The 15,830-nt window shown below is 43.4% G+C and carries 12 protein-coding genes and 1 other annotated feature; of the genes, 10 read left to right on the top strand and 2 right to left on the bottom strand.

The genetic code is table 11. The features are described from left to right. Position 1 precedes the first annotated feature (1 nt). From PGQ38_RS05560 to PGQ38_RS05545, 4 genes are all read left to right on the top strand, one after another. On the top strand, positions 2–622 hold the full coding sequence (locus PGQ38_RS05560) for a methylenetetrahydrofolate reductase C-terminal domain-containing protein (RefSeq protein ID WP_173716540.1): 621 nt from the start codon (positions 2–4) through the stop codon (positions 620–622). 41 nt (positions 623–663) lie between these two features. Next, positions 664–1,542, top strand: coding sequence for a methylenetetrahydrofolate reductase (locus tag PGQ38_RS05555; protein WP_118071790.1), 879 nt, complete (start codon positions 664–666; stop codon positions 1,540–1,542). 365 nt (positions 1,543–1,907) lie between these two features. Continuing rightward, positions 1,908–3,629: an MATE family efflux transporter gene (locus PGQ38_RS05550; RefSeq protein ID WP_173735261.1), complete on the top strand. Its 1,722-nt coding sequence runs from the start codon at positions 1,908–1,910 to the stop codon at positions 3,627–3,629. A gap of 174 nt (positions 3,630–3,803) precedes the next feature. After that, a complete protein-coding gene (locus tag PGQ38_RS05545) occupies positions 3,804–3,926 on the top strand; it encodes a hypothetical protein (protein WP_270430996.1) in 123 nt (40 codons plus the stop codon). Between the two features lie 3 nt (positions 3,927–3,929). On the opposite strand, the gene PGQ38_RS05540 is transcribed toward PGQ38_RS05545, so the two are convergent. After that, entirely contained in the window at positions 3,930–4,832 is a 903-nt protein-coding gene (locus PGQ38_RS05540; protein WP_270430995.1) for an AraC family transcriptional regulator, read from the bottom strand. Further along, positions 4,829–4,993: a DUF6783 domain-containing protein gene (locus PGQ38_RS20460; protein ID WP_368072602.1), complete on the bottom strand. Its 165-nt coding sequence runs from the start codon at positions 4,991–4,993 to the stop codon at positions 4,829–4,831. The genes PGQ38_RS05540 and PGQ38_RS20460 overlap by 4 nt, the downstream gene beginning before the upstream one ends. Before the next feature lie 98 nt (positions 4,994–5,091). Here PGQ38_RS20460 and PGQ38_RS05535 point away from each other — a divergent pair, with 98 nt between their 5' ends. The 6 genes from PGQ38_RS05535 to PGQ38_RS05510 all read left to right on the top strand — a co-directional run bounded on the left by PGQ38_RS05535 (position 5,092) and on the right by PGQ38_RS05510 (position 15,824). Continuing rightward, on the top strand, positions 5,092–6,273 hold the full coding sequence (locus tag PGQ38_RS05535) for an MFS transporter (protein WP_118580427.1): 1,182 nt from the start codon (positions 5,092–5,094) through the stop codon (positions 6,271–6,273). Between the two features lie 212 nt (positions 6,274–6,485). Next, positions 6,486–8,243, top strand: a complete 1,758-nt coding sequence (locus PGQ38_RS05530) for a S8 family peptidase (RefSeq protein ID WP_270430994.1) — start codon at positions 6,486–6,488, stop codon at positions 8,241–8,243. Positions 8,244–8,490: 247 nt separating this feature from the next. Further along, the gene (locus PGQ38_RS05525; protein WP_270430992.1) at positions 8,491–11,505 is read left to right on the top strand and encodes a glycoside hydrolase family 3 C-terminal domain-containing protein; all 3,015 of its coding nucleotides are present in this window, start codon (positions 8,491–8,493) and stop codon (positions 11,503–11,505) included. Positions 11,506–11,685: 180 nt separating this feature from the next. Beyond that, positions 11,686–12,396 carry a LytR/AlgR family response regulator transcription factor gene (locus PGQ38_RS05520; RefSeq protein WP_148461047.1) on the top strand — a complete coding sequence of 237 codons (711 nt, stop codon included), beginning with the start codon at positions 11,686–11,688 and terminating at the stop codon, positions 12,394–12,396. Continuing rightward, positions 12,393–13,733 (top strand): ATP-binding protein, encoded by a 1,341-nt coding sequence (locus PGQ38_RS05515; protein WP_270430990.1) that lies wholly within the window; start codon positions 12,393–12,395, stop codon positions 13,731–13,733. Before PGQ38_RS05520 ends, PGQ38_RS05515 begins: the two co-directional genes overlap by 4 nt. A 61-nt stretch (positions 13,734–13,794) precedes the next feature. After that, positions 13,795–14,048 (top strand) — a binding site (T-box leader). Positions 14,049–14,120: 72 nt separating this feature from the next. Next, positions 14,121–15,824: a carbon starvation CstA family protein gene (locus tag PGQ38_RS05510; protein WP_118580448.1), complete on the top strand. Its 1,704-nt coding sequence runs from the start codon at positions 14,121–14,123 to the stop codon at positions 15,822–15,824. Positions 15,825–15,830 lie beyond the last annotated feature (6 nt).

The following is a 15,830-nucleotide window of genomic DNA, read 5'->3' as shown; positions in this document are numbered from 1 at the left end:
TATGTTGATTACCCAGTTAAAAGCAAAAGAAGCAATCACATCACTGACAGCCGGAAAAAAAGTTTTCATTATTAACTGTCATGGATGTAAAGAGGTTCATTTTCCGGAAAAAGAAGCTGTTGAACTTCAGAAGGAGCTTTCCGCTGAAGGAAATGTGACAGGAATTATGACTACTGATTATATTTGTAATCCGGAGAACATGGAGCTGCGTATTCAGAAACATATGAGCAAAATTCAGGAAGCAGATCTGGTTCTTGTATTTTCCTGTGGTGTTGGCGTGCAGACAATTTCTGAATATCTGGAAGATAAGATGGTCTGTGCTGCCTGTGATACATATCCGGTACCTGGTTTCCAGGGAGTGACACCATTAGAATATAAATGCGATCAGTGCGGTGAGTGTTATCTGAATCTGACAGGTGGAATCTGCCCGATCACAGCATGTTCCAAGAGCCTTGTGAATGGTCAGTGCGGCGGTTCCAAGAATGGAAAATGCGAAGTGGACAGCGAAATGGAGTGTGGATGGGAGCGTATTTACAGACGCCTGAAAGAGATTGGACGCCTTGATGTGCTGAAATGCCCGACACAGATCCACAATTTTGCTACAGATGATGAAGTGAAATAAAAGGTTAATCCTAAATTTTTAATGATTGGAGCAAATATAATATGAAAATGAAAGAATTATTCGATCGTGGTGAATTTGCAGTTTCAGCAGAAGTAGGACCGCCGAAAGGAATCCATGTAGATGAGCTGGTAGAAGAAGCCAAAACATACCTTACAGGTGTTCATGCAGTTAACGTAACAGATAACCAGTCTTCTGTTATGCGTCTTGGATCTCTTGCAATGTGTAAGGTTCTCAAAGATGCAGGCATGAATCCGATCTTCCAGCTTGCATGCCGTGACAGAAACCGTATCGCTCTGGAGTCTGACCTTCTCAGCGCAGCTATGTTTGGTATTGACAATATTCTCTGTCTTACCGGTGATCATACTAAAATGGGCGATCATCCTCAGGCAAAACCGGTATTCGACCTTGATTCCGTATCTCTTCTTCACACAGTGAAGCTTCTGGAGTCTGGCGTAGATCTTGGTGGAAACCAGCTTGTTGGAGAGCCTCCGAAATTCTCCAAGGGTGCTGTTGTTTCTCCATGCAGTGATTCTGTCGATGCACAGCTTGCAAAGATGGAGAGAAAGGTTGCTGCTGGTGCTGATTATTTCCAGACACAGGCTGTATTTGAGCCGGAGAAATTTATCAAATTTATGGAAAAAGCAAAACAGTTCGGAAAACCTGTACAGGTTGGAATTATTATTCCGAAGTCCGCTGGAATGGCGAAATTCATGAATAACAATGTTGCCGGCATTCATGTTCCGGATGAGATGATTGAGGAACTGAAGGCTGACAAAGAAAAGACAAAAGCTGGAATTACCGGTGTTGAGATCGCTGCACGTATTATCAAAGAGTGCAAGCCATACTGCCAGGGTGTTCATATCATGGCACTTGGCTGGGAGTCCAAGATTCCGGATCTGCTGAAATTAGCTGAAATCTAAAAAGTCAAGCGGATATTCGCAACCCCAGCAGGGGACTTACTTTATTCGGTAAAATTACACGGGCCGTCCGAACCATGAATGCAGGAATCTGCGTTTGTGGAGGATGGCTCGTTTTTTTACTTGCTATGAAAGTCCTGGACGGCAACCAAGAATGAGCCATGCTTGCATCAGCGAATTCTTGGGTATCGGACGGGCTAGACCGTATGAGTAAGTAGGGCGATAGCCCGGATTACGAATGCGGTCGGCAGCTGTGGGAGTGCCATAGGCGCGGAACAGCTGACTTTCATATAAAAATAGTATTGTTTTAAACAGAAATGAACGATATAATTTTATTATTGGGAAGTGATGGGCAGGAGGAAAATTATATGGAAACAAACTATGCAAAAAGTGCATACAGAACCTTTTTATTCTGGGGAGTATGTTCTTCTCTTGGGGTTACCGTATCCACCCTTGTGGATGCTACTCTGGTAGGAAATTTTATAGGCAGTACCGGCCTGGCTGTGGCGAACATTGCAACACCGGTATTTCTGCTTTATCTACTTATGGGAATCACCTTAGGCGGCGGTGCAGGCGTCTTAATTGGGAAAAAACTTGGTGAAGCAGATCTGAAAGGTGCAAATCGGGTTTTCGGCTCCGTATTAAGTGCAGGACTGATAACAGGTGTGCTTTTTGCAGCAGCATCGCTCGTATTTCGCAGCGCATTATGCAGTCTGCTTGGTGCCACACCGGAGCTTTTGCCACAGGCACTGCAGTATCTGACTGTGGTATTTGCTTTTGCCCCGATTTATGTAGTGTATAATATTCTTTCCATAGCAGTGCGTACAGACGGAGCACCAAAGCTGGCTGCCATTTCTTCCGCTGGCGTTATTGTTACCAATTTAAGCCTGGATCTGCTGTTTATGAAAGTGCTGAACTGGGGACTTGTTGGGGCTTCGGCGTCTTTATGTATTGCGGAAACAGTAGGAACTCTGATTCTGCTTACTCATTTTTGGAACAAGCAGGCGCTTTTAAGCTTTCATTTTCACATTCCTACAGGAAATGAGATCAAAGAATATGTGGAAAATGGATTTGGCGTAGGCTCTGCATTTATTTTTCAGGCGGTGGTTATGCTGGTGTTTAATACTATGCTGTTAAAGGGAAACTCAGAAAATGGCACTTTTTCTGTGGCTGTATTTGGTGTTATTTATACCATGAGTACCATTCCGGGGGCTATGTTTGACGGTGCCGGAGCTGCTGCTTCTACGGTTATCTCCATTTTAGGCGGAGAGAAGGACTGGAAAGGAATGCTGGCGGTGTATCACGATGGACTGCGGATTGTTGCAGCAGCAGGAATGATTATGGCATTGTTTTTTGCAGCCGGGGCAAAAAATATACTGATATTCTTCGGTCTGAATGATGGTCCGGCACTGGAAACAGCAGCGACTGCATTTCGTATTTATGCATTAAGCGTGGCTCTGGCAGGAGTGAATGTGGTAACCACGTCCTTCTGGCAAACAATAGGAAAGACAAGATATGCTTCCGGGTTATCTGTTTTACGCAACTTTGTTCTCATGCTGGCGGCTGGATTTTTTCTGATCGATAAAAAGGGAATCGTAGGGCTTGCGCTTGTGTATGTAATAAGTGAGGGAGTTTGCCTGCTGCTGGTTTTTGCAATACAGATATTTGGAAAAATAAAAGATTACATAAAAGAAAAATACAGTTTTACCAACCGGGTTTTTGAGGAATATTATCCCATCGAGGAAGGCAGTATGGAAAAAATGTCCCAGAATCTGGAAGGGTTGTGCGATGAATGGGAACTTGATTTTAAACAGTCCTTCTTTATCCATCTGATCGTGGAGGAGCTGCTTCTGAATATTATGAAATTTGGTATCGGCGAAACAGATAAGAAATATTATGTATCCGTAAAAGTAATGGACAACAACGGTGAATGCATCCTGCGGATCCGGGATAATGTCAATTCCTACAATCCCTTCGACCTTCGCGGTGACGAGGTTGACCGTGCTGTAATGGAAATGATCAAGAAAAAGGCGAAGTATTATGAGTATCAGAGAAAGCTGGTGTTCAATTATCTTTATGTGACGATCTAACTTGTTTTACATATGGCAACATGCTAAACTGAGTTTAAATAAATTACCAGATGGAGGTGACCACTCATGAGCCAGACTGTGTCTCTGGGAGAATAAGGATTCTGTTACCTTGATCACACGTTCCCGGTATTTGGAAAGACATTTGTACTTGATAAAAAGGTAAAGAAAGTCCGCTTGTATGCAACCGCATATGGTGTTTATGAAGTGGCAGAGCTGCTTGGGGCTGCACCGCAGGCGAAACCGCTTTATGACGCTGTTGTGAATGCACTGAATGCGAAATGTAAAAATAACAAATAACAGCTATTTATCCCACTTTTCTTTCCGATATTCCCCAGGTGTCACCTGGTAGTGCTTTTTGAAAGTTCTGCAAAAATAATCTACATTGTGAAAACCGGTTTCGGCTGAAATGGTGCTGACTTTTTTCTCTGTATGGGAGAGCAGAAGGGCAGCCTGTTTCAGCCGATAGTTTATGAGATAATTGACCGGCGTGATGTAAAGATAGCGCCGAAAAAGGTTTAAGGCAGAGCTTTTGCTGATCATAGACTGTGCAGCAATCTCATCCAAGGAAAGATTTTTTCTGTAATTTTCGTGAATAAACTGCATCATCAGCTGGAGCCTTGCGCGGTTTACAGAGAACTGTCCAGTGATTTCCGGTGAAGTGGAAAGGTCTGTATGTTCGTATATTTCCAGCCAGAGCTGCTGCATAAGGGCAGAGGTCAGAAGATGGCAGGAAGAACCGGAAGTCTGCGCAGAAAAAATCTGCTTCATAAGATCGAGAACTCTGGCCTGCCAGGAAATCTCTCTGCAAAAAATCCAAAAAGGAATATTCGATGTAACGATAGGCTTTACATAGTTCTGGTAGATATAGCTGTCTGTAGCTGCAAGGAAAGAGGGCATGCAGAGAAAGTTTGGGATGACAGCATCCACAGGAGAGGAAAAACGGTGAAGTAATTTGGAATTAATAAAAATGCCGCTGTCAGCTGGCAGCTCCAGCTGTTTTTCCCCAATCCATGCAGTTACGGTTCCGGATTGAATATACACAAATTCCAGCTCCGTATGCCAGTGCCAGTCTATGCAGTTAAAATCAAATTGGGCTAAATGCTCATAATAGTAGCGAAAGGGATAGTCCTGGCTTCCATGGGGAATGGTCTCCATTAAATTTTCGTCGGTAATAATTTTGGTATATACGTTGGTTTCTTTCATATCTTGTTTATCCTCAAATCGAGACCTGGAGCCTGTTTGAAAATCATTCCCGCAATCTGCTCGTCCCACTTTGCGGTATATTTTGCAGAAAACCTTTTTCGAACCGCTCTGGGAAGTGCCCCGAAAAAATAGAAAATTAATGTTTTTACGATATTATACAATAAAAATCAGAAATAATCCAATGAAAAACACATTTAAATATAATATAATCCAATAAGACAAAAATCTTCTTTAAAGAAGAAAAAAAGGAGAACCAATCATGCCAAATTACCAGAAAACCAAACGAGCCTGTTATATGGGCTTTATCACCCAGGCTATAGCAGCAAATTTTGCACCTTTGCTGTTTCTGAAATTTCACACAGATTATCATATTTCCCTTGGAAATATTGCACTGATCTCCACCTGCTTTTTCTTTACCCAGCTGCTGGTTGACTTGTTTTGTGCCCGATTTGTGGACAAAATCGGATATCGCGTGTGCATTGTAACCTCTGAGATCAGTTCCGCTTTAGGACTGGTGGGGCTGGCATTTCTTCCGGAGCTTTTGCCAGATCCTTTTATGGGAATTATCATCAGTGTTATTGTTTATGCTGTTGGAAGCGGACTGATTGAAGTGCTGTGCAGTCCTATTATGGAAGCATGTCCTTTCAAAAATAAAGAAGCGACCATGAGTCTTCTTCATTCCTTCTACTGCTGGGGCTCTGTGGGAACCATTGCAGTTTCCACCCTGTTTTTCGCAGTTTTTGGAATGGACAGCTGGAAGTGGCTGGCAGTTTTGTGGGCAATCGTTCCGGCCGTTAATGTTTACAACTTTGCCACCTGTCCCATCGAACATCTGGTGGATGAAGGGGAAGGTATGAAAATCAGGGAACTGTTTCGTAAGCCTGTGTTCTGGATTGCCGTGTGTCTGATGGTGTGTTCAGGGGCATCAGAGCTGTCCATGTCCCAGTGGGCATCTGCCTATGCAGAGGCGGCACTTGGACTGTCAAAGACCATCGGAGACCTGGCCGGTCCCTGCATGTTTGCCATTACGATGGGAATCAGCCGTATGATCTTTGGAAAATACGGAGATAAAATGGACTTGATGAAATTTATGGCAGGCTCCGGAATTTTATGCGTATTCTGCTATCTTCTTGCATCTCTGTCCTCCAATCCGGCAGCAGGACTGATCGGCTGTATTGTCTGTGGATTTTCCGTTGGAATCATGTGGCCTGGTACCATCAGTATTTCCTCTAAGAAATTTCCAGCCGGCGGAACCGCCATGTTTGCCCTTCTTGCCATGGCAGGAGACCTTGGAGGCAGCATAGGCCCTGGAATCGTGGGCCGTGTCACACAGAATGCAGGAGATAATATCCGCGTGGGTATGGGCGTAGGACTGATTTTCCCAGTGGTGCTGCTGGTGATGATTTTTCTGCTGAAAAAGGTGAAAGTAGAGGAAAAATAACTGGTATTTGAAAATCTACAGAGGGTTTAGAACGTGTTTGAAAAAGGCTTTCTGCAAAAAAATTCCATAAAGCAGGGAGTACAGATGGTGGAAATGATTTTCAAACACGCTCTGAAATATAATAGGAAGGCTGAGGTATTATTTAAAACGGGTTGGCGTAAATTAAAGATAAGTATATTCTGAGTATGCATATGCTGCAAAATGGAGGAAATATGCCAGATCAGAAGCTGGATAATCTTTTGAACCTTGCGCTGGATGCCACAGAAGAGGAAAGAGAGAAATCCCGAAATCTGAATGTGGGGTATGAGAAGCAGACACGAAAGTGGGAAATTATTGTGAAGTATAGTGAAATGGGTGATTCTGTTGAGGCGTTGCTTGGTGGATCCGGAATTTCCGTGGTTCCTCTCCTTGGCGGGTATGCCATTGTGACGCTTCCTGAAAGTATGCTGGAAGAATATTCCCGACGTCCCCAGATAGAATTTATAGAAAAGCCCACCCGTCTGTATTTTGAAGATCTTTTTTCAAAAGAGGCAAGCTGTATTACCCAGGTACAGCGCGATGAACCGGGGAATCTGCAGCTGACAGGGCGCGGCGTGTTGATCGGAATTGTGGATTCCGGGGTGGATTACAGGCATCCTGCATTTCTTACAGCAGATGGAAAGTCCAGGATTCTGCGTTTGTGGGATCAGAGCATTCCCGGTAATCCCCCGGAGGGCTATGCAACAGGAACTGAATATACCAATGAGGAAATCAATGAGGCGTTGTCCCTCTCTGTGCAGGAGGGGCGGCGCCTTGTTCCGTCTGAAGATGTAAGCGGTCATGGAACCGCTGTGCTTGGAGTGGCAGCTGGCAGCGATTTTTCCCGTGGGGCAGTGAACCGGGGTGTGGCATATGAAAGTGACCTTCTGGTTGTAAAAATGGGAATTCCAAGACAGGATTCTTTTCCAAGAACTACAGAGCTGATGCAAGGCGTGGATTATCTGGTTCGGCAGGCCATACGGCTTGGAAGATCAATTGCGATCAATTTAAGCTTTGGAAATAATTATGGCTCACACAGAGGCGATTCTCTGCTGGAAACTTACCTGGACAATGTGTCCGGCATGGGGAAAAATGTGATCTGTGTAGGAATGGGCAACAATGGAAATGATGCTCTGCATACCGGAGGAAAGCTTTCGCCAGGTGAAATCCAGGAAATTGAACTTGGGGTTGGTGCCTTTGAGCCTACCTTAAATGTGCAGCTTTGGAAAAATTACGAAGATGAGATGGAAATCTATCTGGAAAATCCAGCCGGGGAGCGTGTTGGCCCCCTTTTTGAAACACTGGGCGCCCAGCGTTGGCAGGCGGGAAATACGGAACTTCTGATTTATTATGGAAAACCGGCACCATATCATGTGACGCAGGAGATTTATGTGGATTTTCTGGCGCGGGATAGGAAAAGACCCTATGTAGACAGCGGTGTGTGGAAAATAATCTTAGCAGCAAGAAATATAAAAAACGGGGAATATTTCCTGTGGCTTCCAGGTGGCAAAACGCTAAACCCAGGCACAGCCTTCTATCTTCCACGTCCTCAGGGAACCCTCACAATCCCTGCCACTGCCAGACGCGTGATCAGCGTCGGCGCCTACGACGCCCGTCAAAATACCTATGCTGATTTCTCTGGCCGCGGCTGTCGTGCCCTCCCCTATCCAAAACCCGACCTTGTCGCTCCCGGTGTTGATATCTATGCTCCCCGCTCTGGTGGAGGCTATGCATCCTTCACTGGCACTTCCTTTTCCACGCCTTTCGTTACCGGTGCAGCCGCCCTCCTTATGGAATGGGGAATCACCCGCCGAAAAGATCCCTACCTCTATGGCGAAAAACTAAAAGCCTATCTCCGTCGTGGTGCAAAAGCCTTGCAAGGATCGGAAAAGTTGCCAAATGACTTAATCGGGTGGGGACGGCTCTGTTTGGAAAGTAGCCTGCCAGAATAGGATAATTAATGTACAAGATGTAGCAATTTAAAGTGTCCCAATCTGAACATTTTAAAAAGCAGGTCGGATTATTGACTTTTACACCAAGTGTTTCCGAATGGATTAATAAAACGAATGCCATAAAAACTACCGTTTATGTAAAAAAAAGAACCGTTTATGTAAAAAAAGAACCGTTTATGTAAAATACAACAGAATCTGCTGAAATCTGATAGAATACTCCTGAAAATAACAAAGGGAGGAAATGATTATGACAGGATTTTTAGTAAACTTACTGAGCCCGGTTTTCAGCAGTCTCGGTGTAAGTCAGGCTGACCTTACATCCTATATTGAGAAGCTGATCGGCTATGTTATCGCAATCCTTGCTTTACTTGTTGTGATGATCGTAGTAATGGTTGTGGCTCATAAAGCCCAAAAGGGATTCCGTCATGTGATCCGCTGGCAGGCTGCCATTGCATTTATTGCAATTGTTGCAGTGCTTGTAAATGTAATCTGCTACGGACCGATGTACAACAACGTATCAAGTGTTTTAAACGCAAAGAAAGTAGTACTTGCACAAGAGACTACAGACCAGAGCCGTGCAACCATTCAGAAGGTTGCTGAAGAAGGAATGGTGTTACTGAAAAACGATGGTATCTTACCTCTTTCCTCAGATACAAAGAAACTGAATGTATTCGGCTGGGATTCTACAAACCCGCTGTTTGGCGGAACAGGATCAGGATCTTCTGATTCCTCCACAGCAATCGGTATCCTGCAGTCCTTAAAGGATGCCGGATATGAGACAAACGAGTCTCTTACCAAGATGTATACTGACTACAGAGCTGACCGTCCTACAATTGCCATGGCGCAGCAGGACTGGACACTGCCTGAGCCGACTAAGGAGTATTACACAGACAGCCTGATGGACGAAGCAAAAGAGTATTCTGACACAGCTGTAGTTGTAATTGGACGTTCCGGCGGAGAGGGTGCAGACCTTCCAACCGACATGAAATCTGTAATTGATGGAAGCTATGCAAAGAAAGCAGAAGAAGTATCTGTTTCCCCAGACAATTACGGATATGTAAAAGGAAGTTACACAAACAATGGAGACTATGATGACTTCGACGAGGGAGAAAGCTATCTTGAGCTTTCCAATACAGAGGAAGATATGCTGGATACAGTATGCTCCCAGTTTGACAATGTTATTGTAGTTGTAAACGCAAATAATGCAATGGAACTGGACTGGGTAGACAAATATGAGCAGATCGGTGCGGTTATCTTTGCTCCTGGAGCAGGTGCAACTGGCTTCGAAGCACTGGGCGAGATCATCAATGGTTCTGTAAACCCATCTGGAAAAACAGTAGATACCTTTGTAAAGGATCTGACAGAGACTCCATACTACAATAATATGGGCCTGAATGCTTATACAAACGTAGAAGATCTGAAAGAGCAGATCGCAGCAAATGATCCGGCTTACGAAGGAAGCATGGGATTTGTAAACTATGCAGAGGGAATCTATGTAGGATATAAATTCTATGAAACAGCAGCTGAAGAGGGTCTTATCAAGTATGAGGATATGGTACAGTATCCATTTGGATATGGACTCAGCTACACAACCTTTGACAAACAGATTGAGAATTTCAAGGATAACGGAGATACCGTCACCTTTGATGTAACGGTAGAGAACACAGGCTCTGTTGCTGGAAAAGATGTTGTGGAAATTTATTACACAGCACCTTACACAAACGGTGGAATCGAGAAAGCAGCAGCAAACTTGATCGCTTTCGAGAAAACAGATTCTATTGAGCCAGGAGAATCCCAGACAAAATCCTTTACCATCAACAAAGAAGATATGGCTTCCTATGATTCTGAAGGTATTAAGATCTCCGGAGGCGGTTATATCTTAGAGGCTGGCGAATACACAATTTCTCTTCGTTCAGACTCTCATACAGTTCTTAGTGAAGAGAAGTTCACCGTTGATGAAGATATTGATTACAGCAAAGATGGTCGTTCTTCCGACAAAACTGTTGCAACAAACCAGTTTGAGGATTATGCGAGAGGCGACTTTGAGCAGCTTTCCCGTGAGGACGGTTTTGCAAATTATGACAAAGCATGCGGTGTGCCGGAAGAGGATGCTTATGTAATGAGCGACGAGACAAGGGCAGCCGTAGAAGAGAATGTATTTGGCATTTACGATGGAACCAAATATAACAATGATTCTGATGAAATGCCGGCAATGGGAGCAGACAACGGACTTCAGCTTGCTGACCTTACCGGAAAAGATTATGACGATGCAGACTGGGATAAGCTGTTAGACCAGCTCAGCTTCGAAGATATGGCTACTCTGATCAATGTTGGTGGATGGCAGACCGCAGAAATCAAATCAGTAGGTAAAATTGCCACATCTGACTGTGACGGACCTGCCGGATTAAACAACTTCATCACAAAGGCATATGGAACTGCTTATCCATCTGAAGTTCTTATGGCTCAGACCTGGAACAAAGAACTTGCAAATGAAATCGGCGTTTCTATGGGACAGGAATATGTAGATGCTGATAACTACGGATGGTACGGCCCGGCTATGAACATCCACCGTACAGCATTTGCAGGACGTAACTTCGAATATTATTCAGAAGACAGTCTGTTGTCCGGATACATGGCAGCAAATGAAATGAATGGAGCAGCCACCAAGGGTGTTTATCCATACATGAAGCATTTTGCATTAAATGATCAGGAAACAAACAGATGCTCTTTCCTTCTCACATTTGCTTCCGAGCAGACAATCCGTGAAGGATATCTGAAAGCATTCGAGCTTGCAACAAAGGGCTTTGAAGGAAAAGCAATGGCAGTTATGTCCTCCTTCAACTGGATCGGTACAGTACCAAGCTGTGCAAACAACGAGCTTTTGAACAACGTGCTCCGTGGAGAATGGGGATTTGTTGGAATGGTAGAAACCGATTATGACGGTTCCTATGGTTACATGATCACCGATCATTGTATCAGAAACGGAAATGATCTGATGCTTGGATTTAACAGTGCAGAGTCCAACAAACTGACAGACGAGAGCGCAACAGCAGTTCTTGCAATGCGTCAGGCTTGCAAAAATATCCTTTATACAGTAGCAAACAGCGGATATTATGCAGATGGAAATCCGGCAACCGGAATGACCAATATGACAAAACTGTTTGTAATGATTGACGTGATTCTTGCAGTTGTTCTTATTGTAGTTGATACAATTGTAATTGTACGCTGGAGAAAAAAGAAAAAACAGGCTGTAAACGAATAATTAAACAGTAATCTGGAGACATAAGTCCCCCTTTTAAATCTGGAATAAGCAGAGCGAGGAATCTGTAAAATTTCCAGAGCAAAAAAGGGGGATTTTTTTATGCGATTTTTGTCTTGCAGAGTGAGGAAAAATTATTTATTATGAAAGGAGGCGTAATAACAGGAAAAAAGGAGGACTGGCATGATCAGCATTGCAATTGTGGAAGACGAAGAAATGTATGCAAAGCAGCTTCAGCAGTTTCTGCATCAATATGAAGAAGAGAACAAAGAGATGTTTGACATTACAGTCTATTCAGACGGCGATCAGATTGTAAATAAATATAAATCCCAGTACGATATTATTCTGATGGATGTGGAAATGAAATTCATGGACGGAATGTCTGCAGCTGAAGAAATCCGCAAAATTGACACAGAGGTTGTGATCATTTTCATTACCAATATGGCACAATATGCGATCAGAGGATATGCAGTGGATGCGCTGGATTATGTACTGAAGCCGGTGTCCTATTTCGCATTTTCCCAGCGGCTTAACCGTGCCATCAGCCGGATGAAAAAGCGGGAAACGAAGATCATCATGGTGAATATGAAAGGCGGCATGGTCAGGATTAATGTTGCAAATATTTATTATATTGAAAGTCAGGGACATACTCTGATACTCCATACCATACTGGGAAACTATGAAACAACAGGGAAAATGAAGGAGATGGAGGAAAAGCTTGCGGAGATGAATTTCTGCCGTGGAAATAAGGGATATCTGATCAACCTCCAGCATGTGGAACGGATCCAGGATGGATGTGCTTTGGTGAAGGGAGAAAATCTGACATTGAGCCGTGCACGAAGAAAGGTATTCATGGAAGCCCTGACCAGATATTGGGGAGAGGTGATAAAATGACAGAATATTATCTGCCCGATATTCCAAGACTTTATACGGCACTTGCAGAGTGGATGGCTTGTCTGATTTTTATTTTGCCTTTCAAAAAAAGATTTTCACCGGCTGTAACAGGCTGTCTTGTGGCAGGTGCATTTGGAATACAGAGCGTATTTCTGATTTCCACCGGTGGGGTAAGATTGATTTTCTGGATCCCCTGTATGATATTTGCGGTTTTTCTGATGGTTGCTTTTGTTTTTTGCTGCTGTGAGATAAGGCTGACTGATGCGGCATATTTTGGAATGATTGCTTTTGTAGCAGCTGAATTTATGGCTTCTGCCGGGTGGCAGATCCTGTGTTATACAGGGAAAGAAGCATGGATGTCCTGGTGGCAGCAGGGAATGGCAATTCTTCTGATCTATGGTGTGATTGCAGTGATATTGTACAAAATTCTTCATATTCATATGCCAAAGGATGGACAGATGGAAATCACCAGAAGGGAATATTTTTCCGGACTCCTGATCAGTATTGCCGTATTTGCTGTCAGCAATATGAGTTATGTGAATGTGAACACGCCATTTACAGGCAGATATTCTTTTGAAATAGGGAATATCCGTACTATAGTAGATGTTGCAGGAATTGCAATTCTATATGCACATTTGATACAGTGCTGTGAGCTTCGGGTGAGAAAAGAACTGGAGGCGGTACAGAATGTGCTTCAGAATCAGTATGCGCAATACAAGCAGTCAAAAGAAAGCATTGAGCTGATCAATTATAAGTATCATGATCTGAAGCATCAGATTGCTGTGTTAAGAAGTGAAGCTGATCCTGGAAAACGAGAAGAATTTCTGGATAAAATGGAAGCAGATATAAAGAAATATGAAAGTCAGAACAAAACAGGAAATAAAGTGCTGGATACTGTGCTGACTACCAAGAGTCTTTATTGCGCAAAGAATAACATAACCTTTACCTGCGTTGCAGATGGAGCCTTGCTGGATTTTATGGACGTTATGGATATCTGCAGTATTTTTGGAAATGCACTGGATAATGCCATTGAATGCGAATTGAAGATTCCGGATAAAGAAAAAAGGCTGATACACGTCAGTGTTTCAAAACAGAAAAACTTTCTGCTTCTCCGGTTTGAAAATTATTATGATACCGAACTGAAATACCAGGGCGGAGCGTTTATCACAACGAAGCGGGACAAAGAATTCCACGGTTATGGACTGAAAAGCATTCGCTATACGGTAAATAAATATGATGGCGCTGTTTCCATTGACACAAAGGAGAATTGGTTTGATCTGAAGATACTGATACCGGTCGGTGAAAATGCACAAAAACAGATTGACAAAATCGTATAATATATACAAAAAATGTATTGCAATTTTCTAAAAAAAGTAGTAAAACTTTAGTTAGATAAAGAGAAATGCATTGAACAGGACAAATTACAAAAGATAACCGGAACACAGAGAGCCGCAGACTGGTGAGAGGCGGCAGAAGGTATTTTGTGGTATCACCTGGGAGCATCCCGCTGAAAAAATAATAACTAATTTCAGTAAGCCGGGACGTAGTCTTCACGTTACAGAAGAAGCTGTTTATACAGACAGCAATGAGTGGTCGTATTTAGTAATAGATACGATAATACAAAGTGGTACCACGGAAATTCCGCCTTTGTTATCCATTGGATAGCAAGGGCGTTTTTTATATATTAACCACTTGACTACAAATGAAAGACGAGGAGAAAGATTATGAGTGGAATTATGATGATGGTAATCGCTATCGTAGTTCTGGGCGGCGCCTATCTTCTGTATGGCCGTTACCTCCAGAACAAATGGGGAATTGACCCGAAAGCAAAAACTCCGGCTTACGAAATGGAGGATGGAGTTGATTATGTACCGGCTGATACCAATGTAGTATTTGGACATCAGTTCGCATCCATTGCCGGTGCTGGCCCGATCAATGGACCAATCCAGGCTGCCATTTTTGGATGGCTTCCGGTACTTCTTTGGATCCTGATCGGTGGTGTGTTCTTTGGAGCAGTTCAGGACTTTGCATCTATGTATGCCTCTGTAAAGAACAAAGGACGTACAATCGGATACATTATTGAAGCGTACATTGGAAAACTTGGAAAAAAATTATTCCTTTTATTCTGCTGGCTGTTCTGTATTCTGGTTGTTGCGGCATTCGCAGATGTTGTAGCCGGAACCTTTAACGGATTTGCCACAAATGATGCAGGAGAAGTGACAAAGGTAGTGGCAAACGGAGCTGTTGCAACAACTTCCATGTTATTCATTTTTGAAGCAGTTGGACTTGGATTTTTCCTGAAGTACACAAAGTTCAATAAATGGGTAAATACTGCTTTTGCAATTGTGCTGTTGGTTGCAGCAATTGTGCTGGGACTGCAGTTCCCAATGTATGTAAGCCTTGGAACCTGGCACATTATTATCTTTGTATATATTCTGATCGCCAGTGTAGCTCCTGTATGGGCGCTGCTTCAGCCACGTGATTATCTGAACAGCTATCTGCTGATCTTCATGATCGTGGGCGCTGTTATCGGTGTATTTGCAGCGAACCCGGCATGTAATCTTCAGGCATTTACAAGCTTTAATGTAGATGGACAGTACATGTTCCCAATTTTATTTGTAACAATTGCCTGTGGTGCAGTTTCCGGCTTCCATTCCCTGGTATCTTCCGGTACTGCTTCCAAGCAGATCAAAAATGAAAAGAACATGCTGCCGGTTTCCTTTGGTGCAATGCTTATGGAAAGTATGCTTGCAATCATCGCATTGATCGCAGTTGCATCATTTGGAAAAGGAGAGGCTGCTGCACAGGGACTTACCACCCAGCCACAGATTTTCGCAGGTGCGATTGCAAACTTCCTTTCTGTGATCGGTTTGCCTCACTCCCTTGTGTTCACTCTGATCAACCTTGCAGTATCCGCATTTGCGCTTACATCTCTTGATTCTGTAGCCAGAGTAGGACGTCTGTCCTTCCAGGAATTTTTCCTTGATTCCGACACAGATGAGAAAAATATGAGTCCATTCCAGAAAGTGGTAACAAACAAATACTTTGCAACCATCATTACACTTGTACTTGCTTACCTGCTTACAAAGGTTGGATATGCAGAAATCTGGCCACTGTTTGGTTCTGCAAACCAGCTGTTATCCGTACTGGCACTGGTAGCCTGTGCCGTATTTTTAAAGAAAACCAAGCGTCAGGGCTGGATGCTCTGGGTACCAATGGTATTTATGATGGCAGTTACCTTTACCGCACTTGGAATGACAATTGTAAAGCTTTCCAAAGCATTTGTAACAACAGGTCTGGATCTTGGAAATTCTTTACAGCTGATATTTGCAGTATTACTGTTAATACTTGGCGTGCTGGTTGCAATCCAGGGTATTAAGAAGCTTTTGGAAAAACCAGAAACTGAAAAAAAAGCAGAACGGGCGTAATAAGAA

It is taken from the genome of Blautia faecis (assembly GCF_027662325.1).
Taxonomy (GTDB): Bacteria; Bacillota; Clostridia; order Lachnospirales; family Lachnospiraceae; genus Blautia_A; species Blautia_A faecis.
Note: the sequence above shows the minus strand (reverse complement) of the source record. Positions and strands in the feature narration are given on the sequence as shown.

Coding starts and splice junctions, on each gene's coding strand:
- PGQ38_RS05560 (WP_173716540.1), top strand. CDS start 2: ATGTTGATTACCCAGTTAAAAGCAAAAGAAGCAATCACATCACTGACA.
- PGQ38_RS05555 (WP_118071790.1), top strand. CDS start 664: ATGAAAATGAAAGAATTATTCGATCGTGGTGAATTTGCAGTTTCAGCA.
- PGQ38_RS05550 (WP_173735261.1), top strand. CDS start 1,908: ATGGAAACAAACTATGCAAAAAGTGCATACAGAACCTTTTTATTCTGG.
- PGQ38_RS05540 (WP_270430995.1), bottom strand. CDS start 4,832: ATGAAAGAAACCAACGTATATACCAAAATTATTACCGACGAAAATTTA.
- PGQ38_RS05535 (WP_118580427.1), top strand. CDS start 5,092: ATGCCAAATTACCAGAAAACCAAACGAGCCTGTTATATGGGCTTTATC.
- PGQ38_RS05530 (WP_270430994.1), top strand. CDS start 6,486: ATGCCAGATCAGAAGCTGGATAATCTTTTGAACCTTGCGCTGGATGCC.
- PGQ38_RS05525 (WP_270430992.1), top strand. CDS start 8,491: ATGACAGGATTTTTAGTAAACTTACTGAGCCCGGTTTTCAGCAGTCTC.
- PGQ38_RS05520 (WP_148461047.1), top strand. CDS start 11,686: ATGATCAGCATTGCAATTGTGGAAGACGAAGAAATGTATGCAAAGCAG.
- PGQ38_RS05515 (WP_270430990.1), top strand. CDS start 12,393: ATGACAGAATATTATCTGCCCGATATTCCAAGACTTTATACGGCACTT.
- PGQ38_RS05510 (WP_118580448.1), top strand. CDS start 14,121: ATGAGTGGAATTATGATGATGGTAATCGCTATCGTAGTTCTGGGCGGC.